Origin of the sequence: Kitasatospora sp. CMC57 (assembly GCF_045866025.2) — a bacterium.
Lineage (GTDB): Bacteria > Actinomycetota > Actinomycetes > Streptomycetales > Streptomycetaceae > Kitasatospora.
In genome coordinates this window covers 921,375-946,611 of the sequence record NZ_AP035881.2, presented here as the reverse complement: position 1 = coordinate 946,611, position 25,237 = coordinate 921,375, and the positions used below count along the sequence as shown (strand labels likewise).

23 protein-coding genes are annotated in these 25,237 nt (G+C 70.9%); 20 read left to right on the top strand and 3 right to left on the bottom strand.

All coding sequences use genetic code 11. The features are described from left to right. Positions 1–25 precede the first annotated feature (25 nt). Positions 26–1,996, bottom strand: a complete 1,971-nt coding sequence (locus ACKUU6_RS04370; RefSeq protein ID WP_407987104.1) for an elongation factor G — start codon at positions 1,994–1,996, stop codon at positions 26–28. 202 nt (positions 1,997–2,198) lie between these two features. On the opposite strand from ACKUU6_RS04370, the gene pgsA reads away from it, so the two are divergent. The 15 genes from pgsA to ACKUU6_RS04295 all read left to right on the top strand — a co-directional run bounded on the left by pgsA (position 2,199) and on the right by ACKUU6_RS04295 (position 17,348). After that, the gene (gene pgsA, locus ACKUU6_RS04365; protein ID WP_407992034.1) at positions 2,199–2,837 is read left to right on the top strand and encodes a phosphatidylinositol phosphate synthase; all 639 of its coding nucleotides are present in this window, start codon (positions 2,199–2,201) and stop codon (positions 2,835–2,837) included. Further along, the gene (locus ACKUU6_RS04360; protein ID WP_407987103.1) at positions 2,834–3,730 is read left to right on the top strand and encodes a phosphatidylinositol mannoside acyltransferase; all 897 of its coding nucleotides are present in this window, start codon (positions 2,834–2,836) and stop codon (positions 3,728–3,730) included. Before pgsA ends, ACKUU6_RS04360 begins: the two co-directional genes overlap by 4 nt. Further along, positions 3,727–4,908, top strand: coding sequence for a glycosyltransferase family 4 protein (locus ACKUU6_RS04355; RefSeq protein ID WP_407987102.1), 1,182 nt, complete (start codon positions 3,727–3,729; stop codon positions 4,906–4,908). The genes ACKUU6_RS04360 and ACKUU6_RS04355 overlap by 4 nt, the downstream gene beginning before the upstream one ends. Positions 4,909–5,034: 126 nt before the next feature. Next, on the top strand, positions 5,035–5,580 hold the full coding sequence (locus tag ACKUU6_RS04350) for a hypothetical protein (protein ID WP_407987101.1): 546 nt from the start codon (positions 5,035–5,037) through the stop codon (positions 5,578–5,580). Positions 5,581–5,739: 159 nt separating this feature from the next. Continuing rightward, positions 5,740–6,651, top strand: a complete 912-nt coding sequence (gene pdxS, locus ACKUU6_RS04345) for a pyridoxal 5'-phosphate synthase lyase subunit PdxS (protein ID WP_407987100.1) — start codon at positions 5,740–5,742, stop codon at positions 6,649–6,651. An 82-nt stretch (positions 6,652–6,733) separates the two neighbouring features. Further along, positions 6,734–7,345, top strand: a complete 612-nt coding sequence (gene pdxT / locus ACKUU6_RS04340; RefSeq protein ID WP_407987099.1) for a pyridoxal 5'-phosphate synthase glutaminase subunit PdxT — start codon at positions 6,734–6,736, stop codon at positions 7,343–7,345. Positions 7,346–7,411: 66 nt separating this feature from the next. After that, entirely contained in the window at positions 7,412–8,170 is a 759-nt protein-coding gene (locus ACKUU6_RS04335; protein ID WP_407987098.1) for a YebC/PmpR family DNA-binding transcriptional regulator, read from the top strand. 115 nt (positions 8,171–8,285) lie between these two features. After that, positions 8,286–8,819, top strand: a complete 534-nt coding sequence (gene ruvC / locus ACKUU6_RS04330) for a crossover junction endodeoxyribonuclease RuvC (protein WP_407987097.1) — start codon at positions 8,286–8,288, stop codon at positions 8,817–8,819. Then, positions 8,816–9,427 carry a Holliday junction branch migration protein RuvA gene (gene ruvA, locus ACKUU6_RS04325; protein ID WP_407987096.1) on the top strand — a complete coding sequence of 204 codons (612 nt, stop codon included), beginning with the start codon at positions 8,816–8,818 and terminating at the stop codon, positions 9,425–9,427. The genes ruvC and ruvA overlap by 4 nt, the downstream gene beginning before the upstream one ends. A 22-nt stretch (positions 9,428–9,449) precedes the next feature. Continuing rightward, a complete protein-coding gene (gene ruvB / locus ACKUU6_RS04320; RefSeq protein WP_407987095.1) occupies positions 9,450–10,541 on the top strand; it encodes a Holliday junction branch migration DNA helicase RuvB in 1,092 nt (363 codons plus the stop codon). A 209-nt stretch (positions 10,542–10,750) separates the two neighbouring features. Next, the gene (gene yajC / locus ACKUU6_RS04315) at positions 10,751–11,182 is read left to right on the top strand and encodes a preprotein translocase subunit YajC (RefSeq protein ID WP_407987094.1); all 432 of its coding nucleotides are present in this window, start codon (positions 10,751–10,753) and stop codon (positions 11,180–11,182) included. 143 nt (positions 11,183–11,325) lie between these two features. Continuing rightward, positions 11,326–13,104 (top strand): protein translocase subunit SecD, encoded by a 1,779-nt coding sequence (gene secD / locus ACKUU6_RS04310; protein WP_407987093.1) that lies wholly within the window; start codon positions 11,326–11,328, stop codon positions 13,102–13,104. A gap of 4 nt (positions 13,105–13,108) precedes the next feature. Further along, complete coding sequence (gene secF, locus ACKUU6_RS04305) at positions 13,109–14,221, top strand: protein translocase subunit SecF (RefSeq protein WP_407987092.1); 1,113 nt, start codon at positions 13,109–13,111, stop codon at positions 14,219–14,221. 22 nt (positions 14,222–14,243) lie between these two features. Beyond that, positions 14,244–14,795, top strand: a complete 552-nt coding sequence (locus ACKUU6_RS04300) for an adenine phosphoribosyltransferase (protein ID WP_407987091.1) — start codon at positions 14,244–14,246, stop codon at positions 14,793–14,795. 135 nt (positions 14,796–14,930) lie between these two features. After that, the gene (locus ACKUU6_RS04295; protein WP_407987090.1) at positions 14,931–17,348 is read left to right on the top strand and encodes a RelA/SpoT family protein; all 2,418 of its coding nucleotides are present in this window, start codon (positions 14,931–14,933) and stop codon (positions 17,346–17,348) included. A gap of 60 nt (positions 17,349–17,408) precedes the next feature. Here ACKUU6_RS04295 and ACKUU6_RS04290 read toward each other — a convergent pair whose 3' ends face one another. Together ACKUU6_RS04290 and ACKUU6_RS04285 are read right to left on the bottom strand one after the other, a co-directional pair. Next, on the bottom strand, positions 17,409–18,638 hold the full coding sequence (locus tag ACKUU6_RS04290; protein ID WP_407987089.1) for a DUF349 domain-containing protein: 1,230 nt from the start codon (positions 18,636–18,638) through the stop codon (positions 17,409–17,411). 250 nt (positions 18,639–18,888) lie between these two features. Further along, the gene (locus tag ACKUU6_RS04285; protein ID WP_407987088.1) at positions 18,889–19,686 is read right to left on the bottom strand and encodes a peptidylprolyl isomerase; all 798 of its coding nucleotides are present in this window, start codon (positions 19,684–19,686) and stop codon (positions 18,889–18,891) included. Between the two features lie 252 nt (positions 19,687–19,938). Between ACKUU6_RS04285 and ACKUU6_RS04280 the strand changes: the two genes are divergently transcribed. The 5 genes from ACKUU6_RS04280 to ppk2 all read left to right on the top strand — a co-directional run bounded on the left by ACKUU6_RS04280 (position 19,939) and on the right by ppk2 (position 25,226). Next, entirely contained in the window at positions 19,939–20,646 is a 708-nt protein-coding gene (locus ACKUU6_RS04280) for an MBL fold metallo-hydrolase (RefSeq protein WP_407987087.1), read from the top strand. A gap of 12 nt (positions 20,647–20,658) precedes the next feature. Beyond that, the gene (gene hisS / locus ACKUU6_RS04275) at positions 20,659–21,921 is read left to right on the top strand and encodes a histidine--tRNA ligase (RefSeq protein ID WP_407987086.1); all 1,263 of its coding nucleotides are present in this window, start codon (positions 20,659–20,661) and stop codon (positions 21,919–21,921) included. After that, the gene (aspS, locus tag ACKUU6_RS04270; RefSeq protein WP_407987085.1) at positions 21,918–23,699 is read left to right on the top strand and encodes an aspartate--tRNA ligase; all 1,782 of its coding nucleotides are present in this window, start codon (positions 21,918–21,920) and stop codon (positions 23,697–23,699) included. The genes hisS and aspS overlap by 4 nt, the downstream gene beginning before the upstream one ends. Positions 23,700–23,797: 98 nt before the next feature. Next, positions 23,798–24,304 (top strand): GNAT family N-acetyltransferase, encoded by a 507-nt coding sequence (locus tag ACKUU6_RS04265; RefSeq protein WP_407987084.1) that lies wholly within the window; start codon positions 23,798–23,800, stop codon positions 24,302–24,304. Positions 24,305–24,416: 112 nt separating this feature from the next. Continuing rightward, complete coding sequence (ppk2, locus tag ACKUU6_RS04260; protein ID WP_407987083.1) at positions 24,417–25,226, top strand: polyphosphate kinase 2; 810 nt, start codon at positions 24,417–24,419, stop codon at positions 25,224–25,226. Positions 25,227–25,237: the final 11 nt, after the last annotated feature.

The window sequence follows — 25,237 nt, the reverse complement described above, 5'->3', positions numbered from 1 at the left end:
AGTTCCCCGAGCCCCTGGGGTGTGCCTACTGGTACTGCGCCGCCAGAGCCGGAGGCATCGGTGCGTGGCGTACGTAGCTGCGGGAGAAGGTGCCGGTGCCGTGGGAGAGGGAGCGCAGGTCGACGGGGTAGTGGGTCAGCTCGATCTCGGGGACTTCGGCTCGGAGCAGGCTGAGGCCGGGGCCGCCCGGTTCGGTGCCGAGGACGTGGCCGCGGCGGGCGGAGAGGTCGTTGAGGACGGCGCCCTGGTACTCGTCGGGCAGCAGGACCTGCACCTCGTCGACCGGCTCCAGCAGCCGGACGGCGCCGTCTGCGGCGGCTTCGCGGAGGGCGAGGGCCGCGGCGGTCTGGAAGGCGGTGTCCGAGGAGTCGACCGAGTGGGCCTTGCCGTCGGTGAGGGTGACCCGGACGTCGACCACGGGGTAGCCGGCCAGCACGCCCTTGGCCAGCTGGCCGCGGACGCCCTTCTCGACGGACGGGACGAAGTTCCGTGGCACCGCGCCGCCCACCACCTTGTCGACGAACTCGAAGCCGCCGCCCGGCAGCGGCTCCACCGCCAGGTCGCAGATCGCGAACTGGCCGTGCCCGCCCGACTGTTTGACGTGCCTGCCGTGGCCGGTCGCGGAGTGGGCGAAGGTCTCGCGCAGGGCGACCCGGTACGGGACGGTGTCGACGTGCACGCCGTAGCGGGTGCGCAGCCGGTCCAGGACGACCGCCTGGTGGGCCTCGCCGGTGTTCCAGAGGACGAGTTGGTGGGTGTCCGGGTTCTGTTCGACCCGGAGGGCCGGGTCCTGCGCGGTGAGCCGGGCCAGGCTCTGCGCCAGCCGGTCCTCGTCGGCCTTGCTGTGCGCCTCGACGGCGACCGGCAGCAGCGGTTCGGGCTGCGGCCAGCGGTCGAGCTCGGTGCCGTCGGCGGCGAGGGTGTCGCCGGTACGGGCGTGCGCGAGCTTGGCCAGGCAGGCCAGGTCGCCCGCCGTGGCGAGCGGGACGGGGCGCTGGTGGTGTCCGAACGGGCTGGTGAGCGCGGTGACCCGCTCCTCGCCCAGGACGGTGTCGGGCCGCAGGGTGCCGGAGAAGACCCGGACCAGGCTCAGCCGGCCGACGTACTGGTCCTCGCCGGTGTGCACCACCTGGGCGACCACCGGAGCGTCGGGGTCGCAGGGCGGGAGGTCGTCGGTGCGGTCCAGCGGGCTCGGGAAGGCGTCCACGATCAGGTCGAGGAGTTCGGCGGCGCCGAGCGGGGCGGCGGTACAGAGCAGCGGGTGGACGGTGTTCTGTCCGAGCTCGCGGCGCAGGGCGGCGGTCAGCGAGGCCGGGTCGAGGTCCTCGCCGGCCACCCAACGTTCCAGCAGGGTGTCGTCCTCACCCGCGATGGCCTCCACCAGGGCGCCCCGGGCGGTCGGGTCGGGGGCCGGGGCGTCGCCGTACTCGCGGCCGGTGAGCAGGTCGAGGGAGCCGGTGAGGCGGCCGTCCCGGAAGGCGGGCAGGTAGCGCGGCAGGACGGTGTCCGGGTGACCCTCGCCGAAGGCCTCCTGACAGGCCGTCACGGCCTCGGCGCTGTGCACGTGGGTGAGGGCGATCGCGGTGGGGAGACCGGCGGCGCGGCACTCGCGCCAGAGGGCGAGCACGGTGGGGCCCACCGGTTCGGCGGCGGAGACGACCAGGACGGCGGCCTCGGCGGCGCGCATGCCGGCCCGGCGTTCGCCGGCGAAGTCGGCGTAGCCGGGGGTGTCCAGCAGGTTGATCTTGCAGTTCCGCCAGGCCAGCGGGAGCAGCGAGAGCTGGACGGAGCGCTGCTGCTGATGCTCGATCGCCTCGTGGTCGGAGACGGTGCTGCCGTCCGGCACGGTCCCGGCCCGGGTGATCGCCCCGGCGGCCAGGGCCAGCGCCTCGGCCAGGGTGGTCTTGCCGGAGCCCGCGGTGCCGATCAGCACCACGTTGCGCAGCCGGCCGGGGTCCGCGACGGGCGGCGGTGGTGGAGTGGTCCGGTCGGACATCGGCACCTCCGTGACGGTGGGTGGTATCTCAACTGCCGTGGGTGACGGCCGATTGGGCCGGAATCCGGCTCGCGGGCGTGGGGCGGCGGAGCGTGCGAGCGGCGTGGATACCATTGTCCAGCCGGGCGGGCCGATCCGCTCGGCCGCCCGCCGCCCGCTGGGTGGGGGCGGGTTCCGTGAGATCGGGGCGGTCCGGAAGGCCATGCTCAACAAGTACGCACGTGCCTTCTTCACACGTGTCCTGACGCCGTTCGCCGCGCTGTTGCTCCGCTGGGGCGTGAGTCCGGACGCGGTGACGCTGATCGGGACGGCCGGGTCGGTCGCGGGTGCGCTGGTGTTCTTCCCACGCGGGGAGTTCTTCTGGGGCACCATCACGATCACCCTCTTCATCTTCTCCGACCTGGTGGACGGCAACATGGCCCGTCAGGCCGGTACGTCCAGCCGGTGGGGTGCCTTCCTGGACTCGACGCTGGACCGGGTCGCCGACGCGGCGATCTTCGGCGGCCTGGCCCTCTGGTACGCGGGCAAGGGCGACAACGAGCTGCTCTGCGCGGTGGCGATCTGCTGCCTGGCGAGTGGCCAGGTGGTCTCGTACACCAAGGCGCGGGGCGAGAGCCTGGGCTTCCCGGTGGACGTCTCCGGGCTGGTCGAGCGGGCCGAGCGGCTGGTGCTGACGCTGGTCGCGGCGGGGATCGCGGGGTTGCACGGGTTCGGGGTGCCGTACGTGGAGTGGCTGCTGCCGGTGGCGCTCTGGCTGGTCGCCGTGGGCAGCCTGGTGACGGTCTGGCAGCGGATGCTGACGGTGCGTCGGGAGTCCAGGGAAGCCGAGGCGGCGGCATGAAGGACCGGTTGACCGACGGGGCGTACGCGCTCGGCTGGGCGGCGCTCAAGCATCTGCCCGAGCCGGTGGCGCGCGGACTGTTCAACCAGCTCGCGGACCACACCTGGCGCCGTCGGGGCAAGGGGGTGCTCCGGCTGGAGGCCAACCTGCGGCGGGTCAGGCCCGAGCTGGACGAGGCCGGGCTGCGCGAGCTGTCCAGGGCCGGGATGCGGTCCTACCTGCGGTACTGGAAGGAGTCTTTCCGGCTGCAGACCCTGAGCACCGCCGAGCTGGCCGAGCAGTGCCAGGTCAAGGGCATGGAGCCGTTGGAGGAGGCGCTGGCCGCCGGCCGCGGCGTGGTGATAGCGCTGCCGCACATGGGCAACTGGGACCTGGCCGGTGCCTGGGTGGCCGGCGCCGAGGGGCACCGGTTCACCACGGTCGCCGAGCGGCTGAAGCCGGAGTCGCTGTTCGACCGGTTCGTGGCGTACCGGGAGAGCCTCGGCATGGAGGTGCTGCCACTGACGGGTGGTCAGGGCTCGGTGATCGGCACGCTGGCCCGCCGGCTGCGGGCGGGCGGGATGGTCTGCCTGGTGGGGGACCGTGACCTGTCCGAGGCCGGGCTGCCGGTGGACTTCTTCGGCGAGCGGACCAGGATGCCGGCCGGTCCGGCCGCACTCGCGCTGCGCACCGGCGCCGCACTGATGCCGGTCACGCTCTGGTACGACGGCCCGGTGATGCGCGCGGTGATCCACCCGGAGGTACGGCCGCCCGCCGAGGGCGACCAGCGGGAGAAGACCTCCGCGATGACGCAGGCGATGGCCGACGTCTGGGCGGACGGCATCCGCGAGCACCCCGAGGACTGGCACATGCTGCAGCGGTTCTGGCTGGCCGACCTGGAGGGGACCCGATGAAGATCGGTATCGTCTGCCCGTACGACTGGGACGTGCCCGGTGGGGTGCAGTTCCACATCCGCGACCTCGCCGAGCACCTGATCGCCCTCGGGCACCAGGTCTCGGTGCTGGCCCCGGCCGAGGACGAGTCGGCGCTGCCGGCGTACGTGGTCTCGGCGGGCCGCGCGGTGGCCGTGCCGTACAACGGCTCGGTGGCCCGGCTGAGCTTCGGCATCCTCTCGGCGGCCCGGGTCAGGCGCTGGCTGAACGACGGCCGGTTCGACATCCTGCACGTGCACGAGCCGAACTCGCCGAGCCTGTCGATGCTGGCCGCCTGGTCGGCCTCCGGGCCGATGGTCGGCACCTTCCACACCTCCAACCCGCGCTCCCGGGCGATGATCGCGGCGTCGCCGATCCTGCAGCCGGGCCTGGAGAAGATAAGCGCCCGGATCGCGGTCAGCGAGTACGCCCGGCGCACCCTGGTCGAGCACCTGGGCGGCGACGCGGTGGTGATCCCGAACGGGGTGGACGTCCGGTTCTTCGCGGGCGCCGAACCGGACGAGCGCTGGCAGGGAGGCGCCGCCGACGGCGGGCCCGGCACGATCGGCTTCATCGGCCGGATCAACGAGCCGCGCAAGGGGCTGCCCACGCTGCTCGCGGCGCTGCCCGAGATCCTGGCGGCCCGGCCGGGCGTGCGGCTGCTGGTCGCCGGCAAGGGCGACGAGGAGGAGGCCGTCGCCGGCCTCGCTCCGGAGGTACGGGACCGGATCGAGTTCCTCGGGATGGTGACCGACCAGGAGAAGGCCAGGCTGCTGCGCAGCGTCGACCTGTACGTGGCGCCCAACACCGGCGGTGAGAGCTTCGGCATCATCCTGGTCGAGGCGATGTCGGCGGGCGCACCGGTGCTTGCCAGCGATCTGGACGCGTTCAAGCAGGTGCTGAACGGCGGCGAGGCGGGCGAGCTGTTCCCGGTCGAGGACGCGGGGGCGCTGGCCGAGGCGGCCGTCCGGCTGCTGGCGGAGCCGAAGCGGCTGGCCGAGCTCCGGGACGCGGCGTCGCGCCACGTCCGCCGCTTCGACTGGTCCACGGTCGGTGCGGAGATCCTCTCGGTGTACGAGACGGTGACGGACGGCATGCCGCCGGTCGCCGAGGACGTCCGGGGCGGCTGGCGCGAGCGGCTGGGGCTGGCGCGGGACTGATGCTCGGGTCACTGCGAACGTGCATGACCACTTACGTATGGATCGCCTTGTACGTGGTTGGCATCGCAGTTCCCCGAGCCCCCGGGTAGCTCGTGGCTGATCTCGCGGCGCGGTAGCGTACCGGCCGTGACTACCTGGATCTGGGCCGTGGCTGCGGTCGTGCTGTTCGCCGTGTACCTCAGTTGGACGGCGGGACGGCTCGACCGGCTGCACGCCCGGATCGACGCGGCGAAGGCGTCGCTGGACGCGCAGTTGGTGCGGCGGTCCGCGGTGGCGCTGGAGCTGGCCACCTCCTCGCAGCTGGACCCGGCCACCTCGATCCTGCTCTACGAGGCGTCACATGCCGCCCGGCAGGCGGAGGACGACCACCGGGAGGTGGCGGAGAGCGAGCTGAGCCTGGCGCTGCGCGCGGTGTTCGCGGAGCCGGCCCAGCTGGCGGCGCTGGTCGCGGTGCCGGGGGGCGAGGAGACGGTCAAGGAGATGACCGCCGCCGTCCGGCGGGTGCCGATGGCGCGGCGGTTCCACAACGACGCGGTGCGCGCCGCCCGGGCGGTGCGGGAGCACCGCGTGGTGCGGTACTTCCGGCTGGCGGGGCGGGCGCCGTTCCCGCTGGCGTTCGAGATGGACGACGAGCCGCCGGTCGCGCTCACCCCGCAGGGTGCTCCCGTGTGACGGTCGAGGGCCCGAAACCCATTTCGAGTGAAATCGGCGATTGTTCAGCCTCTTTGTCGTAACCCGAAGGCCCTTCTGGCCTGGATGGTGCGTGGTTCGCGTCAGGTTCGGGCCTACGATAGGGCGATAGCACTGGTTCATCTTCGAGTGAGGTCTCACGTGTCCACCACCCCCATCACCGCTGACCAGCCGCAGATCGGCACCGCCCGCGTGAAGCGCGGTATGGCCGAGCAGCTCAAGGGCGGTGTGATCATGGACGTGGTCAACGCCGAGCAGGCGAAGATCGCCGAGGACGCCGGTGCCGTGGCCGTCATGGCCCTGGAGCGGGTGCCCGCCGACATCCGCAAGGACGGCGGCGTGGCCCGGATGTCCGACCCGAACATGATCGAGGAGATCATCGCCGCGGTTTCCATCCCGGTGATGGCGAAGTCCCGGATCGGCCACTTCGTCGAGGCCCAGGTCCTGCAGTCGCTCGGCGTCGACTACATCGACGAGTCCGAGGTGCTGACCCCGGCCGACGAGGTCAACCACTCGGACAAGTTCGCCTTCACCACCCCGTTCGTCTGCGGCGCCACCAACCTCGGTGAGGCGCTGCGCCGGATCGCCGAGGGCGCGGCCATGATCCGCTCCAAGGGCGAGGCCGGCACCGGCAACGTGGTCGAGGCCGTCCGCCACCTGCGCCAGATCAAGAACGAGATCGCCCGCCTGCGCGGCTTCGACAACAACGAGCTGTACGCGGCCGCCAAGGACCTGCGTGCTCCGTACGAGCTGGTCAAGGAGGTCGCCGAGCTCGGCAAGCTCCCCGTGGTGCTGTTCTCCGCCGGTGGTGTGGCCACCCCGGCCGACGCCGCGCTGATGCGCCAGCTCGGCGCCGAGGGCGTCTTCGTCGGCTCCGGCATCTTCAAGTCCGGCGACCCGGCCAAGCGCGCCGCCGCGATCGTGAAGGCCACCACCTTCTACGACGACCCGAAGATCATCGCGGACGCCTCCCGCAACCTCGGCGAGGCCATGGTCGGCATCAACTGCGACACCCTCCCCGAGAGCGAGCGCTACGCCAACCGCGGCTGGTAGTCCCGCCGGTCGGCCCGCCGCGCTGCTTCGGCCGCGGCGGGCCGCCGCACGTCCGACGTAACAACGTGAAGAGGTAGTGACCGTGAGTACCCCCGTCATCGGCGTCCTGGCCCTGCAGGGCGACGTCCGTGAGCACCTGATCGCGCTGGCCGCGGCCGACGCGATCGCCCGTGAGGTGCGGCGGCCCGAGGAGCTGGCCGACGTCGACGCGCTGGTCATCCCCGGCGGGGAGTCCACCACGATGTCGAAGCTGGCCCTGCTGTTCGGCCTGATGGAGCCGGTCCGCGAGCGGGTCAGGGCCGGTATGCCGGTCTACGGCACCTGCGCGGGCATGATCATGCTGGCCGACAAGATCCTGGACGGCCGGGACGACCAGGAGACGGTCGGCGGCATCGACATGACCGTCCGCCGGAACGCCTTCGGCCGGCAGAACGAGTCCTTCGAGTCCGGCGTCGCCTTCGACGGCCTCGGCGAGGAGCCGGTGCACGGCGTCTTCATCCGGGCCCCCTGGGTCGAGGAGGTCGGCGCCGGTGTGCAGGTGCTGGCCGAGCTGCCCGCCGCCGACGGTCCGGACAGCCGGATCGTGGCGGTCCGTCAGGGCAACCTGCTGGCCACCTCGTTCCACCCCGAGCTGACCGGTGACCACCGGGTGCACGAGTACTTCGTACGCATGGTCGAGAGTGCCGGTCGCTGAAGCGGCCCGCGGCACCGGTAAGATCCCTTCTGTTCATTTCCCTTTGGCGACGAAAAGGAGCTGGTGATGTCCGGCCACTCTAAATGGGCTACCACCAAGCACAAGAAGGCCGCGATCGACGCCAAGCGCGGCAAGCTCTTCGCCAAGATGATCAAGAACATCGAGGTGGCGGCCCGCACCGGCGGCAGCGACCCGGCCGGCAACCCGACGCTCTACGACGCCACCCAGAAGGCGAAGAAGAGCTCGGTGCCGATCGACAACATCAACCGCGCCGTCAAGCGCGGTGACGGTGCGGAGGCCGGCGGGGCCGACTACTCGACCATCATGTACGAGGGCTACGGCCCGAACGGCGTGGCGGTCCTGATCGAGTGCCTCACCGACAACCGCAACCGCGCGGCCTCCGACGTCCGGGTCGCGATGACCCGCAACGGCGGGAACATGGCCGACCCGGGCTCGGTCTCGTACCTCTTCAACCGCAAGGGCGTCATCATCGTCCCGAAGGCGGACGGGGTCGACGAGGACAAGGTCTTCGAGGTCGTCCTGGAGGTCGGCGCCGAGGAGGTCAACGACCTCGGTGACTCCTTCGAGGTGATCAGCGCGGCCACCGACATGGTCGCCGTCCGCACCGCGCTGGTGGACGCCGGGATCGACTACGACTCGGCCGACGCCAACTTCGTGGCGGACCTGCAGGTGCCGCTGGACGCGGACGGTGCCCGCAAGATCTTCAAGCTGATCGACGCGCTGGAGGACAGCGACGACGTGCAGAACGTCTTCGCCAACTTCTCCATCAGCGACGAGGTCGGTGCCGAGCTCGACGCCGAGTAACTCGGCCGCCCCTCCGGCCCGGTGGTCCCTCGCGGACCGCCGGGCCGGTGTCGTTCGTCCGGTTGTCCGACCCGGGCGGTAGCCTTCGCAGGTCGGACGACATGAAAGGCCAAGCGTGCGGGTGCTGGGAGTTGACCCTGGGCTGACCAGGTGCGGTGTCGGCGTGGTGGAGGGGACGCCCGGTCGGCCGCTCACCATGCTCGGGGTCGGGGTGGTCCGTACGCCCGCCGAGGCGGAGATCGGGCAGCGGCTGCTGCTGATCGAGCAGGGGCTGGAGCAGTGGCTGGACCAGTACGACCCCGAACTCGTCGCGGTGGAGCGGGTGTTCGCCCAGCACAACGTCCGTACGGTGATGGGTACCGCGCAGGCCAGCGCCGTCGCGATGCTCTGCGCCACCCGGCGCGGCATCCCGGTCACGCTGCACACGCCCAGCGAGGTCAAGGCCGCCGTCTCGGGCAACGGCCGGGCCGACAAGGCCCAGGTCACCGCGATGGTCACCAGACTGCTGCGGCTGGCCGAGCCGCCCAAGCCCGCCGACGCGGCCGACGCGCTGGCGCTGGCGATCTGTCACATCTGGCGCGGCACGGCGAACAACCGGATCGCCGCCGCCGTCGCGAGTCAGCCGAGAGCCAGGGAGTACCGCCGATGATCGCCTTCGTCCAGGGCCCGGTCGCCGCCATCACCCCCGGCAGTGCCGTGGTCGAGGTCGGCGGCGTCGGCATGCTGGTGAAGTGCACCCCCCGCACGCTGGCCGCGCTGCGGATCGGCGAGCCCACCCGGCTGACCACCGCGCTGATCGTCAAGGAGGACTCGCTCACCCTGTACGGCTTCGCCGACGAGGACGAGCGGGCCACCTTCGACGTGCTGCTCACCGCCAGCGGGGTGGCCGCCACCATGGCGCTCGGCATGCTGGCCACCTTCACCCCGGACGAGCTGCGCCGGATCGTCGCCCAGGGTGACGCCAAGTCGCTCACCGCCGTCCCCCGGATCGGCCCCAAGCTCGCCCAGAAGCTGCTCCTGGAGTACAAGGACAAGCTCGGCGCCCCGCACGGCAGCGTCCCCGCCCAGAAGCCGGTCGCCGCAGGTCCGGCCCCCTGGAGCGAGCAGCTGCACGCCGCCCTGGTCGGTCTCGGCTACGCTCCGCGCGAGGCGGACGAAGCGGTCACCGCCGTCACGCCCGAGGCCGAGGCGCAGGCCAGGACGGACGTCGGCGCCCTGCTCAAGGCCGCGCTGCGCACCCTCAACCGCACCCGCTGATGGACTTTCAGGAGCCCGCCCGATGAGCCCGTACGACTCCGACCCCGCCGACCGCCGCGATGTCGACCGGATAGTGACGGCGGCGGCCGACGGTGAGGATCAGGCGGTGGAGGCGGCGCTGCGGCCGAAGCTGCTGGACGAGTTCATCGGGCAGGAGCGGGTCCGCGAGCAGCTGTCGCTGGTGCTGCAGGCCGCCCGCAAGCGCGGTGCCACACCGGACCACGTGCTGCTCAGCGGCCCGCCCGGGCTGGGCAAGACCACGCTGTCGATGATCATCGCGGCCGAGCTGGGCGCCCCGATCCGGATCACCTCGGGCCCGGCCATCCAGCACGCCGGTGACCTGGCGGCGATCCTCTCCTCGCTGACCGAGGGCGAGGTGCTCTTCCTGGACGAGATCCACCGGATGTCCCGCCCGGCCGAGGAGATGCTCTACCTGGCGATGGAGGACTTCCGGGTCGACGTGATCGTCGGCAAGGGGCCCGGCGCCACCGCGATCCCGCTGGAGCTGCCCCCATTCACTCTGGTCGGCGCGACCACCAGGGCCGGGCTGCTGCCGCCCCCGCTGCGCGACCGCTTCGGCTTCACCGGCCACATGGAGTTCTACGCGCCCAGCGAACTGGAGCGGGTGGTGCACCGCTCGGCCGCCCTGCTGGACGTCGAGATCGACCCGGCCGGCGCCGCCGAGATCGCCGGCCGCTCGCGCGGCACGCCCCGGATCGCCAACCGGCTGCTGCGCCGGGTCCGGGACTTCGCCCAGGTCAGGCACGACGGCGTGGTGGATCGGGAGATCGCCGCCCAGGCGCTGGCCGTCTACGAGGTGGACGCCCGTGGTCTGGACCGCCTGGACCGGGCGGTGCTGGACGCGCTGCTCCGGCTGTTCGGCGGCGGCCCGGTCGGCCTCTCCACGCTGGCCGTCGCGGTGGGTGAGGAGGCCGAGACGGTGGAGGAGGTGGCCGAGCCCTTCCTGGTCCGGGAGGGTCTGCTGGCCCGTACGCCGCGCGGCCGGATCGCCACCGCCGCCGCCTGGCAGCACCTGGGGATGGTGCCGCCGCCGCAGTCACCGCGGGGCGCGGTGCCCGGCCAGCCGGATCTGTTCGGTGGTGCGAGCAGCTGACCTTCCGCCGAGCGGTTCGGTTTCGGCCACAGGTCGTGAGCAAACTGTGCAGGCCGAAGGTCGCCACCAACGGCGGCAGGATGACATGCTTGGCGTTGTCCGATCAGAGCGGGTCGCCTAGACTCCGCCGGACCGCCCCTCTCGACCTGATGGGGCCGACCGTTTACCACAGGCCGCCCACTCGGCGGCCCGTAAGGACATTGGCTGCTGTGTCTAACCTCATCATCCTGCTGGTGCCGCTGCTCCTGCTCTTCATGATGTTCCGGTCCAACAAGAAGCGTCAGGACCAGGCCAAGGAGATGCGCTCCGCGCTCGAGCCCGGCTCGGGCGTCCGCACCATCGGCGGCATGTACGCCCTGGTGAAGTCGGTGAACGAGGAGACCGTCGAGCTGGAGATCTCGCCCGGCACCGTCGTGCACTTCACCAAGGGCTCGATCGCCGCGGTGCTCGACCGGGACGAGTACGACGCAATCATCAACGGCCGTCCGATCGAGGACGAGGCGACGGAGACCGTCGACGGGGCCGGCGAGATCGCCGAGCTCGACGAGAAGCCGCTCAGCGACGAGAAGCCGCTCAGCTTCGACAAGAAGGACGAGTCGGGCACCGACGGCACCGACGACGAGGCTCCGAAGAGCAAGTAGTACGGTCGGGCACACCCTCGGCCGCGTGGCAACCGCCCGCGCGACCAAAGGACCTCACGGGCCGTCAGGCCACCTTCCCCTATCCGCCACCTACCGGACAGGGGTCCGGTGACCGGCGCCATGGACAGGGAGAAACGAGCAAGGTGGCATCACCCAAGTCGCGCCCGCGCGACGGTTACCCGGGGCGGGCACTGGCCTTCATCCTGGTGATCACCGTCGGTCTGGTCGCCCTCATGTTCGGGACGGGCCACACCACGCCGCGTCTCGGGATCGACCTCGCAGGCGGCACCAGCATCACGCTGACCGCCAAGTCGGACAACCCCGCCGCGATCACCAAGACCAACATGGACACCGCGGTCAGCATCCTGACCAAGCGCGTGAACGCGTTCGGCGTCTCCGAGGCCGAGGTCCAGACGCAGGGGGCCAACACGATCATCGTCAACATCCCGAACAAGGATGGCGACAATGAGCAGGCGATCAAGGACATCGGCCAGACCGCGAAGCTCTACTTCCGTCCGGTGCTCGCGCTCGCGCCCACCGGTGCCCTGCCTACCGCGCCGGCGGCCTCGCCGAGCGCCGGGACGACCCCCGCGACCACCCCGAGCGCCGGCTCCTCGGCCGCTCCGGTGCCGCCGAGCGGCTCGCCGAGTGCCTCCGCGAGCGCCTCGTCCAAGGCCGGCCGGGCCGTCACCGACGGGCTGAAGGCGGACCCGACCGCCTCGCCCGCCGCGAGCACCGCTCCGCCCGCCGCCCCCTCCGCGGCCCCGTCCGCCCCGAGCGCCGCCGACATGTCGGCCGCCCTCACCCAGGGCACCGTCCCGCCGGAGCTCGCGCAGCAGTTCGCGGCGCTGGACTGCTCGAACCAGGCGCAGCGGCTCGACTACCAGACCGACCCGGCCAAGGGCTCGGTCGCGTGCAGCTTCGACGCCGAGCAGAACGTCTGGTACAAGTTCGCGCTCGGCCCGGTCGCCGTACAGGGCCAGGACATCGACAAGGCGATCGCCTCCTTCGACACCCAGGGCGGCGCCGGCTGGCAGGTCCAGCTGAAGTTCAACGACACCGGCTCCAAGGCGTTCGCCGGGACCACCGGCCAGCTCGCCACCCAGCCCACCCCGGCCAACCAGTTCGCCATCGTGCTCGACGGCAAGGTGGTCTCCCACCCGTACGTCAGCCAGTCGATCACCGGTGGCAACGCGGTCATCTCCGGCAGCTTCACCCAGACCGAGGCCAAGGCCCTGGCCAACGTGCTCAGCTTCGGCGCCCTGCCGCTCACCTTCGAGATGAGCGACGTCACCACGGTCTCCCCGCAGCTCGGTGGTGACCAGCTGAAGGCCGGTCTGGCCGCCGGTGGCATCGGCATGATCCTGGTGGTGCTCTACTCGCTGGTCTACTACCGCGGGCTCGGTCTGGTGTCCATCGCCGGTCTGGTGGTCTCGGCCGCCCTGACCTACGCGATCATGTCGCTGCTCGGCGCCGGTATCGGCTTCGCGCTCAACCTGCCCGCCGTCTGCGGTGCGATCGTCGCGATCGGTATCACTGCGGACTCCTTCATCGTGTACTTCGAGCGGATCCGCGACGAGGTCCGCGAGGGCGCCCCGCTGCGCCCGGCCGTCCAGCGTGCCTGGCCCCGGGCCCGGCGCACCATCCTGGTCTCGGACTTCGTCTCGTTCCTCTGCGCCGCCGTGCTCTACCTGGTCTCGGTCGGCAAGGTGCAGGGCTTCGCCTTCACCCTCGGCCTGACCACCGCGCTCGACGTCGTGGTGATCTTCCTCTTCACCAAGCCGCTGATCACCCTGCTGGCGCGGACCAAGTTCTTCGCCGAGGGCCACAAGTGGTCCGGTCTGGACCCGAAGCGCCTTGGTGCCCGTCCTCCGGTGCGCGGTCGTCGCCGCACCTCCGCCACCGCCGCGAAGGAGGTCTGACGCGATGTCACGCTTCAGCAACCTCGGCCACCGTCTCTACCAGGGCGAGGTCAGCTTCGACTTCGTCGGCCGGCGCAAGCTCTGGTACAGCATTTCCGCCGTGATCGTGCTGGTCGCCGCGCTCGGGCTGGCGCTCGGCCTCAAGCTCGGCATCGAGTTCGAGGGCGGCTCGGTCTACACGATCACCAAGCCCGGTCTGACCGTCTCCCAGGCCAAGACCGCGGCGGACGACATCCTCAAGGACACCAGCGCGCTGGTGCAGTCCACCGACAAGGGCGCGGTCAAAATCCAGGTCAGCGCCGAGGAGCAGCTGCCGGCGGCGACCTTCATCGCCGAGCTCTCCAAGGACCTGAACGTCCAGGCGAACGAGATCAACGCCCAGGTGGTCGGCCCCAGCTGGGGTGAGGAGATCTCCAAGAAGGCGCTGCTCGGCCTGGTGATCTTCATGGTGCTGGTCACCATCTACCTGGCCATCGCCTTCGAGTGGCGGATGGCGATCGCCGCCCTGGTGGCGCTGATCCACGACCTCCTGATCACCATCGGCGTCTACGCCCTGGTCGGCTTCGAGGTCACCCCGGGTACCGTGATCGGCTTCCTGACCATCCTCGGTTACTCGCTCTACGACACGGTGGTCGTCTTCGACACCGTGAAGGAGAACGCCAAGGGCATCACGCGGCAGAACAAGCGCACCTTCAGCGAGGCCGCCAACGCGGGCCTCAACCAGACCCTGGTGCGCTCGATCAACACCACCGTGGTGGCGCTCCTGCCCGTCGCCGCACTGCTCTTCATCGGTGGCGGTCTGTTCGGCGCGGGCACCCTGAACGACATCTCGCTTGCCCTCTTCATCGGCCTCGCGGCCGGTGCGTACTCCTCGATCTGTGTGGCCACCCCGCTGTACGCGCAGCTCAAGGAGATGCAGCCGGAGATGAAGGCGCTGGCCAAGAAGGTCGCGGCCCGCCGGGCCGCGGACGCCAAGGCCGAGGCCGACCGGATCGCCGCAGGCGAGCCGGACCCGGCCGAGGGCGACGAGGCCGACGGGTCGGCGGGTATCGTCGGTAGCCGCAACCAGCCGGTCAGCCGGTCCCGTACCAAGGGCCGCCCGTCCGGCAAGCACTGACCGGACTCACCGAAGGACCCCCGTGACCTTTCCCGACCCCGTCCTGGCCGAGCTGCTCAACAGCCGGATCAGGGACGTACCGGACTACCCGAAGCCGGGCGTGCTGTTCAAGGACATCGCGCCGCTGCTCGCCGACGCCGAGGCCTTCGCGGCCCTCACCCGGGCGCTGGCCGACCGGGCCAAGGCACTCGGTGCGACCAAGGTGGTCGGTCTGGAGGCACGGGGGTTCGTGCTCGCCGCCCCGGCGGCCTTCGCGGCCGGGATCGGGTTCGTGCCGATCCGCAAGAAGGGCAAGCTGCCCGGTGAGGTGCACGGGCAGTCCTACGACCTGGAGTACGGCTCGGCCACCCTCGAGGTGCAGTGCGACGCCTTCACCCGGGGCGAGCGGGTCCTGGTGGTCGACGACGTGCTGGCCACCGGCGGCACCATCGGGGCCTCGCTGGACCTGGTCCGCCGGGCCGGAGCCGAACTCGCCGGGGTGGTCGTGCTGATGGAGCTCGGCTTCCTGGACGGCCGCGAGCGGCTCACCCCGCACCTGGGCGACGCGCCGTTGGAGACCCTGGTCACCCTCTGAGACCCTGCGTGACGCACGAGGCACGGGCATCCTGAGGATGCCCGTGCCTCGGCCTTCACCCCGGCTCGGTACCATGAAGAATCATCCGTTCCCCTTCTCGTGCGAGGGGAAGGCACCGCGCCACGAGGAGTGTCCTTGCCCGACGAGGTTGTGCCCACGGCCAAGGCCGCCGCCCCCGACAGCCGGCCCACGCCCTCGGGGGACACCCCGGTACGGCCGACACCGCCCCCCTCGGCACCCCGGCCGTCCGCCTCCGGCGGCATGCGGGCCCGGCTGGCCCGCTTCGGCGGCCAGCGCAGCACCGTGCTCAACCCGGTGCTCGAACCGCTCTTCCGGACCATCAGGGCCCAGGACCCGAAGGCCGATCCGGCTCTGCTGCGCGACATCGAGCGCGCCTACGAGGTGGCCGAGCGGTGGCACCGGGGCCAGAAGCGCAAGAGCGGCGACCCGTACATCACCCATCCGCTGGCGGTCGCCACCATCCTGGCCGAACTCGGCATGGACGCCGCGACCCTGATGGCGGGTCTGCTGCACGACACGGTCGAGGACACCGACTACGGCCTGGAGACCCTGCGAAAGGACTTCGGCGACTCGGTGGCGCTGCTGGTCGACGGCGTGACCAAGCTGGACAAGGTCAAGTTCGGCGAGGCGGCCCAGGCCGAGACGGTGCGCAAGATGGTCGTCGCGATGGCCAAGGACCCGCGCGTCCTGGTGATCAAGCTGGCCGACCGGCTGCACAACATGCGCACCATGCGCTACCTCAAGCGGGAGAAGCAGGAGCAGAAGGCCCGCGAGACCCTGGAGATCTACGCCCCGCTGGCACACCGGCTGGGGATGAACACCATCAAGTGGGAACTGGAGGACCTCGCCTTCGCGATCCTCTACCCCAAGATGTACGACGAGATCGTGCGTCTGGTGGCCGAGCGGGCACCCAAGCGGGACGAGTACCTGGCCACCGTGATCGACCAGGTACAGGGCGATCTGCGGGGGGCCAGGATCACCGCGCAGGTGACGGGCCGTCCGAAGCACTACTACTCGGTCTACCAGAAGATGATCGTACGAGGTCGCGACTTCGCCGAGATCTACGACCTGGTGGGCATCCGGGTGCTGGTCGACACCGTCCGCGACTGCTACGCGGCGCTGGGCACCATCCACGCGCGGTGGAACCCGGTGCCGGGGCGGTTCAAGGACTACATCGCGATGCCCAAGTTCAACATGTACCAGTCGCTGCACACCACGGTGATCGGTCCCGGCGGCAAGCCGGTCGAGCTGCAGATCCGCACCTTCGACATGCACCGCCGCGCGGAGTACGGCATCGCCGCGCACTGGAAGTACAAGCAGCGCGCGGTGGCGGGCGCCTCCAAGGTCCGTACCGACACGCCCTCGCAGGCGCGCAAGGACGACAAGGCCGGCGCGGTCAACGAGATGGCCTGGCTGCGGCAGCTGCTGGACTGGCAGAAGGAGACCGAGGACCCGAGCGAGTTCCTGGAGTCGCTGCGCTTCGACCTCTCCAACAACGAGGTCTTCGTCTTCACGCCCAAGGGTGACGTGATAGCGCTGCCGGCCGGCGCCACCCCGGTGGACTTCGCCTTCGCGGTGCACACCGAGGTCGGTTACCGGTGCATAGGAGCACGGGTCAACGGCCGGTTGGTGCCGCTGGAGTCGACGCTGGAGAACGGCGACGCGGTAGAGGTGTTCACCTCCAAGGCGGAGAACGCGGGTCCGTCCCGGGACTGGCTGGGCTTCGTCAAGTCGCCCCGGGCCCGGAACAAGATCAAGGCGTGGTTCTCCAAGGAGCGCCGCGAGGAGGCGATCGAGCAGGGCAAGGAGGCGATCGCCCGCGCGATGCGCAAGCAGGGTCTGCCGATCCAGCGCATCCTCACCGGCGACTCGCTGGTCACCCTCGCGCACGAGATGCGGTACCCGGACATCTCGTCCCTGTACGCGGCGATCGGCGAGGGCCACGTCGCGGCGCAGAACATCGTCCAGAAGCTGGTCCAGGCGCTCGGCGGCGAGGACGGCGCGACCGACGACCTGGCCGAGACGGCGACCCCGACCACCCACCAGAGCCGGGCCACCCGGCGCCGGGCCAAGGGCGACCCGGGCATCATCGTCAAGGGCGTGGACGACGTCTGGGTCAAGCTGTCCCGCTGCTGCACCCCGGTGCCGGGCGACCCGATCGTCGGCTTCGTGACCCGGGGCAACGGCGTCTCGGTGCACCGGGCGGACTGCGTCAACGTCGAGTCGTTGACCCAGCAGCCGGAGCGGATGATCGAGGTCGAGTGGGCCGCCACCCAGTCCTCGGTCTTCCTGGTGGCGATCCAGGTCGAGGCGCTGGACCGGTCCCGGCTGCTCTCGGACGTCACCCGGGTGCTCTCGGACCAGCACGTCAACATCCTGTCGGCGGCGGTGCAGACCTCCCGGGACCGGGTGGCGATGAGCCGCTTCACCTTCGAGATGGGCGACCCGAAGCACCTCGGGCACGTGCTCAAGGCGGTCCGCGGCGTCGAGGGCGTGTACGACGTCTACCGGGTCACCTCGGCGCGGAAGTAACCCCGGACACGAGAGAGGGCCCCCACCGCGCGGTGGGGGCCCTCTCTCGTGTCCGGCAGGTCAGCCGCTGAACTCCTGCAGGCTCTTGAGAGCCTGGTCGAGCAGCGCCTGACGGCCCGCCAGCTCGTTCTCCAGCTTGGCGACCTTGCTCGCGTTGCCGGCCGCGCGTGCCTTCTCCAGCTCACCCTGGAGCTTGTCCACGGCGGACTGCAGCAGGCTGGTCATGCCGGTGGCGCGGGCACGGGCCTCCGGGTTGGAGCGCTGCCACTCGGCCTCCTCGGCCTCGCGGATCGCGCGCTCGACCGCGTTCAGCCGGGCGTCCAGCTTCGGCTTGGCGTCGCGCGGGACGTGGCCGATCGCCTCCCAGCGCTCGTTGACGCCGCGCAGCGCGACCTTGGCGGCCTTGAGGTCGGTGATCGGGAGGATCGCCTCGGCCTCGGTCAGCAGGGCCTCCTTGAGCTTCTGGTTCTCGCCCTGCTCGGCGTCCCGCTCGCTGAAGGTGGCCGACCTGGCCTGGAAGAAGACGTCCTGCGCGCTCCGGAACCGGGCCCAGAGCTCCTCCTCCGCGTCCCGCTGGGCGCGACCGGCCGCCTTCCAACTGGTCATCAGGTCCCGGTACGCGGCGGCGGTGTCACCCCACTCGGTGGAGCTGGAGAGCGCCTCGGCCTGGGCGACCAGCTTCTCCTTGACTGCGCGGGCCTGCTCGCGCTCGGAGTCCAGGGTGGCGAAGTGCGCCTTGCGGTGCTTGGAGAAGACCGAGCGGGCGTGCGAGAAGCGGTGCCACAGCTCGTCGTCGCTCTTCCGGTCCAGCCGGGGCAGACCCTTCCAGATGTCCACCAGGGCGCGCAGCCGGTCCCCGGCCTCCCGCCACTGGGTGGACTCGGCGAGCTGCTCCGCCTCGGCGACCAGCTTCTCCTTGGCCGTGCGGGTCTCGTCCTGGGCCTTGGCCTTGGCGAGCTTCCGCTCGTTCTGCCGGGTCTCGATCTCCCCGGTCAGCGTATCCAGGCGCTTGGCCAGCGACTCCAGGTCACCGACCGCGTGGGCCTCGACGACCTGCGCGCGCAGGTGGTCGAGGGCGGTCTGGGCGTCCTTGGTGGCCAGGTCGGTCTTCCGGACCCGGTGCTCCAGCAGGGCGATCTCGGCCGCCAGGCCCTGGTACTTCCGCTCGAAGTAGGCGAGGGCCTCCTCGGGGGAGCCCGCCTGCCAGGAGCCGACGACGCGCTCGCCGTCGGCGGTCCTGACGTAGACGGTCCCCTGCTCGTCGACACGGCCCCACGGTTCGCTGCTCACAGCGCGCCTCCTCCACATGACGTCACGGCCCGCACGGGGCACGTACGTCGTCCACAGTTGATGTGCGGCGGACCGATGGAGTCCGCCGTCCGAGCCGTCGAGTTGTCTGCGCCGAGGGTGACGGCCGACGGTCAGGGCACCCTATACAACAAGCAAGATAGGCGACCAGCACCGGCGTTGTCCGGATCCGGGCCGGTCGGGTTCGGGCGTGGCCGGGCCCCGGTGGTCCGGGGCCCGGCCAGGTGACCGGTCAACTCTTGGTCGCGGTCACCGAGTTGAGCACCACATTGGCGTTCGGCGCACCGTCGCCGCCACCGCCCTTGACGCCGCCACCGGCGATGTTGGTCAGCACGTCGAGGCCACCGGTGATCTTCCCGAACGGGGTGTAGTTCGGCGGCAGCTTGGTGTCCTTGTAGACCAGGAAGAACTGGCTGCCGTTGGTGCCCGGGCCGGCGTTGGCCATCGCCACGGTGCCCGCGGGGTAGACCGCGCCGGTCAGGTTCTCGTCGGCGAACTGGTAGCCGGGGCCGCCGGAGCCGCTGCCGGTCGGGTCACCGCACTGGAGCACGTAGATGCCCTCGGTGGTGAGGCGGTGGCACTTCACGTGATCGAAGTACTGCTCACCGGCCAGGTAGACGAAGGAGTTCACGGTGTGCGGCGCCTTGGCGGCGTCCAGCGAGAGGGTCACCTCGCCGCAGCTGGTGGCCAGCTTCGCGGTGTAGGCGGCCTTGGTGTCGACCGTCAGTGCGGGTTCGGTCTTCCACTGCTTGCCGTTCGGCGCACCGGCGGCGGGCGCCTCGCAGCCCTTGACGGGCGTGGCGGCGGCGGCCGGCGTCGGCGCGGCCTGCGCGCTGTCCTTCGGCTTGGCGTCGGAGTCGAAGACCCCGCCGGCCCAGGCGCCACCTGCGGCGATCACCACGACGGCGAGGGCGCCGCCGACGATCGCGTTGCGCCGCCTCGCCTTCTTCTGGGCCTCTACCCGGCGCTCCATCTGCCGCTCGTACTTCTCGCGGGCGAGCTGACGTCGACGCTGTTCGCTGGTGACCACCGGCCGTGTCTCCTGAAAGGTGGGGAGTTCTTGGGGATGCTGATGCGGATCATCGCATCCGCAGGCGGCCAAGTGTAGGGACCTCGTGTGTAAGTACGAGATCAGCTGTGCAGGTCCGAGGTCACGATTGGGCCGGTGGAGGCGGAGCGGACTCACGGCCAACCGGTTAGGAACCGGCGCCCTGCCGCCGGTAGGCTTGCGGAAGTTATACAACTCCCGCAGCTGATCGATACCCGATCGAGAGGAATCACGTTGTTCGTCGCCGGATTTCCCGCCGGGGCCTGGGGCACCAACTGCTACCTGGTCGCGCCGGCAGCCGGTGAGGAGTGCGTGATCGTCGACCCCGGGCACCAGGCGACGCAGGGTGTCGAGGACCTGATCAGGGAGCACCGGCTCAAGCCGGTCGCCGTCCTGCTGACGCACGGGCACATCGACCACATCGCCTCGGTGGTGCCGGTCTGCGGTGCGCAGGGCGTCCCGGCCTGGATCCACCCCGAGGACCGCTACATGATGTCCGACCCGGCCGGTGGTCTGGGTCGTTCGATCGGGCAGCAGATCATGGGCTCGATCACGGTCGGCGAGCCGGACGACGTACGGGCGCTGACCGACGGTGCGGTGTTGGAGCTGGCCGGTCTACAGCTGACGGTCGATCACGCGCCCGGGCATACCAAGGGGTCGGTGACCTTCCGGACGCCTTCGCAGAGCGACATCCCACCGGTGTTGTTCTCGGGTGACCTGCTGTTCGCCGGCTCGGTAGGGCGTACGGACCTCCCGGGGGGAGACGGCGAGGCGATCATGCGCTCGCTGGCCCGGGTCTGCCTGCCCCTCGACGATTCCACCGTGGTCCTCTCCGGCCACGGCGGCCAGACCACCATCGGCCGTGAGCGCGCCACCAACCCCTACCTCCAGCAGGCGGCGGGAGCGCTCGGCGCCCCGGCCTTCCCGCGACGAGGAATGTGACGGATAGAGAAGTTGAGCACCTTCACCGCCCCCAAGGGCACCTACGACCTGCTGCCGCCGAGCTCCGCCACCTACCTGGCGATCCGGGAGCGGCTCTCGGCGCCGCTGCGGCGTTCCGGCTACGGCTACATCGAGACGCCGGTCTTCGAGGACATCAAGCTCTTCTCCCGGGGCGTCGGTGAGTCCACCGACATCGTCTCCAAGGAGATGTACAGCCTGACCACCAAGGGCGGCGACGAGCTCGGGCTGCGTCCCGAGGGCACCGCCTCGGTGGTCCGCGCCACGCTCCAGGCCAACCTTCACAAGGTGGGCAACCTGCCGGTCAAGCTCTGGTACTCGGGCTCCTTCTACCGTTACGAGCGGGCCCAGAAGGGCCGCTACCGCCAGTTCGCCCAGATCGGTGCCGAGGCGATCGGTGCCGAGGACCCGGCGCTGGACGCCGAGCTGATCATCCTGGCCGACGACGCGTTCCGTTCGCTCGGGCTGAGCGACTACCGACTGCTGATCAACAGCCTGGGCGACAAGGAGTGCCGCCCGGTCTACCGGGCCGCGCTGGTGGACTTCCTGGCCGGGCTCGACCTGGACGAGGACACCCGCCGCCGGGCCGAGATCAACCCGCTCCGGGTGCTCGACGACAAGCGGCAGTCCGTGCAGGACCAGCTGGTCGACGCGCCGATGCTGCGCGACTACCTGTGCGAGGCGTGCAAGGCCTACGACGAGCAGGTCCGGGCGCTGCTGACCGCCGCCGGGGTGGCCTTCGTCGACGACCCGAAGCTGGTCCGCGGGCTGGACTACTACACCCGCACCACCTTCGAGTTCGTGCACGGCGGTCTCGGCGCCCAGTCCGCGATCGGCGGCGGCGGACGGTACGACGGCCTCTCCGAGATGCTCGGCGGCCCGGCGCTGCCGTCGGTCGGCTGGGGCCTCGGCGTGGACCGCACCTTCCTCGCGATGGAGGCCGAGGGCATCGTCCTCGACCTGCCCGCCACCACCTCGGTGTACGCCGTGGCGCTCGGCGAGGAGGCCAAGAACGTGCTGTTCGGCAAGGTGACCGAGCTGCGCCGGGCGGGAATCGCCACCGACCTCGCCTTCGGTGTGAAGACCATCAAGAACGCCATGAAGTCCGCCGACCGTTCCGGGGCCCGCTTCGCCCTCGTCGCCGGGGACCGAGATCTCGCCGCCGGTGTCGTCCAGTTGAAGGACATGACCACCGGCGAACAGACCCCCGTCGAACTCGAAGCACTCGTCACCACCCTGAAGGAGAAGCAGCTGTGATCCGCACGCACGACGCGGGCACGCTCCGCGCGGAGCACGCCGGAACGACCGTCACCCTGGCCGGCTGGGTCGCCCGCCGCCGCGACCACGGCGGGGTGGCCTTCATCGACCTGCGCGACGCCTCCGGCACCGTGCAGATCGTGGCCCGCGACCTGGAGGCGATCGGGGACCTGCGCTCCGAGTACTGCGTCAAGGTCGTCGGCGAGGTCCGGGTCCGCCCGGAGGGCAACGAGAACCCGGAGATCCCGACCGGCAAGATCGAGGTCGTGGTCGGCGCCCTGGAGGTGCTCTCCGAGGCCGCCCCGCTGCCGTTCCAGGTCGCCGAGTACGAGCCGGGCACGGTCAACGAGGAGGTCCGCCTCCGGTACCGCTACCTGGACCTGCGCCGTGAGGGCCCGGCCCGCGCGCTGCGCCTGCGCTCCAAGGTGAACCACATCATCCGTACGGTGATGGAGGAGAACGACTACCTCGACATCGAGACCCCGTACCTGACCCGGTCCACCCCCGAGGGCGCCCGCGACTTCCTGGTCCCGGTCCGCCTCCAGCCGGGCCACTGGTACGCCCTGCCGCAGTCGCCGCAGCTGTTCAAGCAGCTGCTGATGGTGGCCGGCATGGAGCGGTACTACCAGATCGCCCGCTGCTTCCGGGACGAGGACTTCCGGGCCGACCGGCAGCCGGAGTTCACCCAGCTCGACATCGAGGCCTCGTTCGTCGACCAGGAGGACATCCTGGCGCTCGGCGAGAAGGTCGTGGGCGCCATCTGGAAGCAGGTGCACGGGTACGAGATCCCGAACCCGCTGCCCCGGATGACCTACGCGGACGCGATGAACCGCTACGGCTCCGACAAGCCGGACGTCCGCTTCGGGCAGGAACTCACCGACCTCACCGAGTACTTCAAGGGCACCGAGTTCCGGGTCTTCCAGGCCCCGTACGTCGGCGCCGTGGTGATGCCCGGTGGCGCCTCCCAGCCGCGCAAACAGCTGGACGCCTGGCAGGACTGGGCCAAGGCGCGCGGCGCCCGTGGCCTGGCCTACGTGCTGGTGGACGCCGAGACCGGCGAGCTGCGCGGCCCGGTGGCCAAGAACCTGTCCGAGGAGCACCTGTCCGGCCTCGCGGCCGCCGCCGGGGCCAAGCCGGGCGACGCGGTGTTCTTCGCGGCGGGTAAGAAGACCGCCTCGCAGGAGCTGCTCGGCGCGGCCCGGCTGGAGATCGGCCGTCGCTGCAACCTGATCGACGAGTCGCAGTGGGCCTTCCTCTGGGTGGTCGACTTCCCGATGTTCGAGCCGATCGAGGACGACAAGGGCGAGTTCCAGGGCTGGCACGCGGTGCACCACCCGTTCACCGCCCCGACCGCCGAGTCGCTCGCGACCTTCGACACCGACCCGGGCAACGCGCTCTCCAACGCGTACGACCTGGTGCTCAACGGCTCGGAGCTGGGCGGCGGTTCGATCCGTATCCACCAGCGCGACGTGCAGAAGCGGGCGTTCGACGCGATCGGGCTGTCGGAGGAGGAGGCGCAGTCGCAGTTCGGCTTCCTGCTCGACGCCTTCAACTACGGCCCGCCGCCGCACGGCGGGGTCGCCTTCGGCCTGGACCGGATCGTCACCCTGCTCGGCGGGTACGACACCATCCGGGACGTCATCGCCTTCCCGAAGACCTCCACCGGCGGTGACCCGCTGACCGGCGCACCGACCCCGATCACCCCGGCCCAGCGCCGGGAGGCCGGTGTCGACGCGAAGCCCAAGTCGCGGGACGAGGCCAAGCGCGACGAGGCCTGACGCGGGATCTGTACGATCAGGGCCCCGGTCGGTGTGCGGTTCGCACCGGCCGGGGCCCTCGTGCCGTCTCGGTCCACAAAGGCGTGGAAGGATCAACCATGAACGTCAGCACCAGAGTTGAGCACCCCTCGGACGCACCGGCGACCCGTCGGGTGCACATGGCCGCCTTCCCAGGACCGGACGAGGCCGACCTGGTGGACGCCCTTCGCCGGGACGGCAGTTGGCTTCCCGCCCTCTCGCTGGTCGCCGTGGACGAACGCGAACTCGTCGTCGGGCACGTCCTGTTGACCCGCCTCGAAGTCGGCGACGCGGCCGGTCTCGCGCTCGCGCCGGTGGCGGTCGCGCCGGAGTGGCAGCGCAAGGGGGTGGGGGTGCTGCTGGTGCGCGCAGCGCTCGCCGCCGCCGCCGAGGCGGGCGAGAAGCTGGTGGTGGTCCTGGGGGATCCCGACTACTACGGCCGCTTCGGCTTCGCCCCGGCGACGGACCACGAGGTCACCGGTCCGTTCGAGGTGCCGGGGGAGTACTTCCAGGCGTTCCCGCTGCCCGCGTACGACGGCAGCCCGAAGGGCCACTGCCGGTACCCGGCGCCCTTCGGCGGGGTGTGACCCGCCGCAGTACCGGCTTCCAGTACGGCAGGCACGGGTGCGCGCCGACCTGCGGGCGCAGCTGATCCGCCGTAGCGTGAGTGCTCATCAGCACCCCTGAGCGGAGGGCCCGATGGCGTCGGACGGCGGGAAGCGGCTACCCAAGAAGCCCTACGAGAAGGAACTGCTCCGCCTGCAGAGCGAGTTGGTGAAGGTCCAGGAGTGGGTCAGGGCCGAGGGCGTCCGCCTGGTGGTGCTCTTCGAGGGCCGGGACGCGGCCGGCAAGGGCAGCGCCATCAAGCGGGTGACCGAGTACCTCAACCCGCGCGTCGCCCGGATCGCCGCCCTGCCCGTCCCGACGGAGCGCCAGCGCAGCCAGTGGTACTTCCAGCGGTACGTGGAGCAGCTGCCCGCCGCCGGGGAGATCGTGCTGTTCGACCGGAGCTGGTACAACCGGGCCGGGGTCGAGAAGGTGATGGGGTTCTGCACCCCGGAGGAGTACTGGCAGTTCCTGCACCAGGCGCCGACCTTCGAGCGGATGCTGATCGAGGCGGGCATCGTGCTGCGCAAGTACTGGTTCTCGGTCAGCGACACCGAGCAGGAGCGGCGGTTCCGGGCCCGGCTGGAGGACCCGCTGCGGCGCTGGAAGCTCTCGCCGATGGACACCGAGTCGATCTCGCGCTGGGAGGAGTACTCCCGGGCCAAGGACGAGATGTTCGTCTACACCGACATCCCGGAGTCGCCCTGGCACGTGGTGGAGAGCGACGACAAGCGGCGCGCCAGGATCAACATGATCGCCCACCTGCTCGCCACCCTGCCGTACCACGAGGTCAGCGTGCCCCCCGTGGAACTGCCGCCCCGGCCCGCGCCCAGGGGCTACCAGCGACCGCCGCGCGACCTGCAGAAGTACGTCCCCGACCATGCGGCCCGGCTGGAGAAGTAAGGGCTGTCGGC

Coding starts and splice junctions, on each gene's coding strand:
- ACKUU6_RS04370 (WP_407987104.1), bottom strand. CDS start 1,996: ATGTCCGACCGGACCACTCCACCACCGCCGCCCGTCGCGGACCCCGGC.
- pgsA (WP_407992034.1), top strand. CDS start 2,199: ATGCTCAACAAGTACGCACGTGCCTTCTTCACACGTGTCCTGACGCCG.
- ACKUU6_RS04360 (WP_407987103.1), top strand. CDS start 2,834: ATGAAGGACCGGTTGACCGACGGGGCGTACGCGCTCGGCTGGGCGGCG.
- ACKUU6_RS04355 (WP_407987102.1), top strand. CDS start 3,727: ATGAAGATCGGTATCGTCTGCCCGTACGACTGGGACGTGCCCGGTGGG.
- ACKUU6_RS04335 (WP_407987098.1), top strand. CDS start 7,412: ATGTCCGGCCACTCTAAATGGGCTACCACCAAGCACAAGAAGGCCGCG.
- ruvA (WP_407987096.1), top strand. CDS start 8,816: ATGATCGCCTTCGTCCAGGGCCCGGTCGCCGCCATCACCCCCGGCAGT.
- ruvB (WP_407987095.1), top strand. CDS start 9,450: ATGAGCCCGTACGACTCCGACCCCGCCGACCGCCGCGATGTCGACCGG.
- secF (WP_407987092.1), top strand. CDS start 13,109: ATGTCACGCTTCAGCAACCTCGGCCACCGTCTCTACCAGGGCGAGGTC.
- ACKUU6_RS04265 (WP_407987084.1), top strand. CDS start 23,798: ATGAACGTCAGCACCAGAGTTGAGCACCCCTCGGACGCACCGGCGACC.
- ppk2 (WP_407987083.1), top strand. CDS start 24,417: ATGGCGTCGGACGGCGGGAAGCGGCTACCCAAGAAGCCCTACGAGAAG.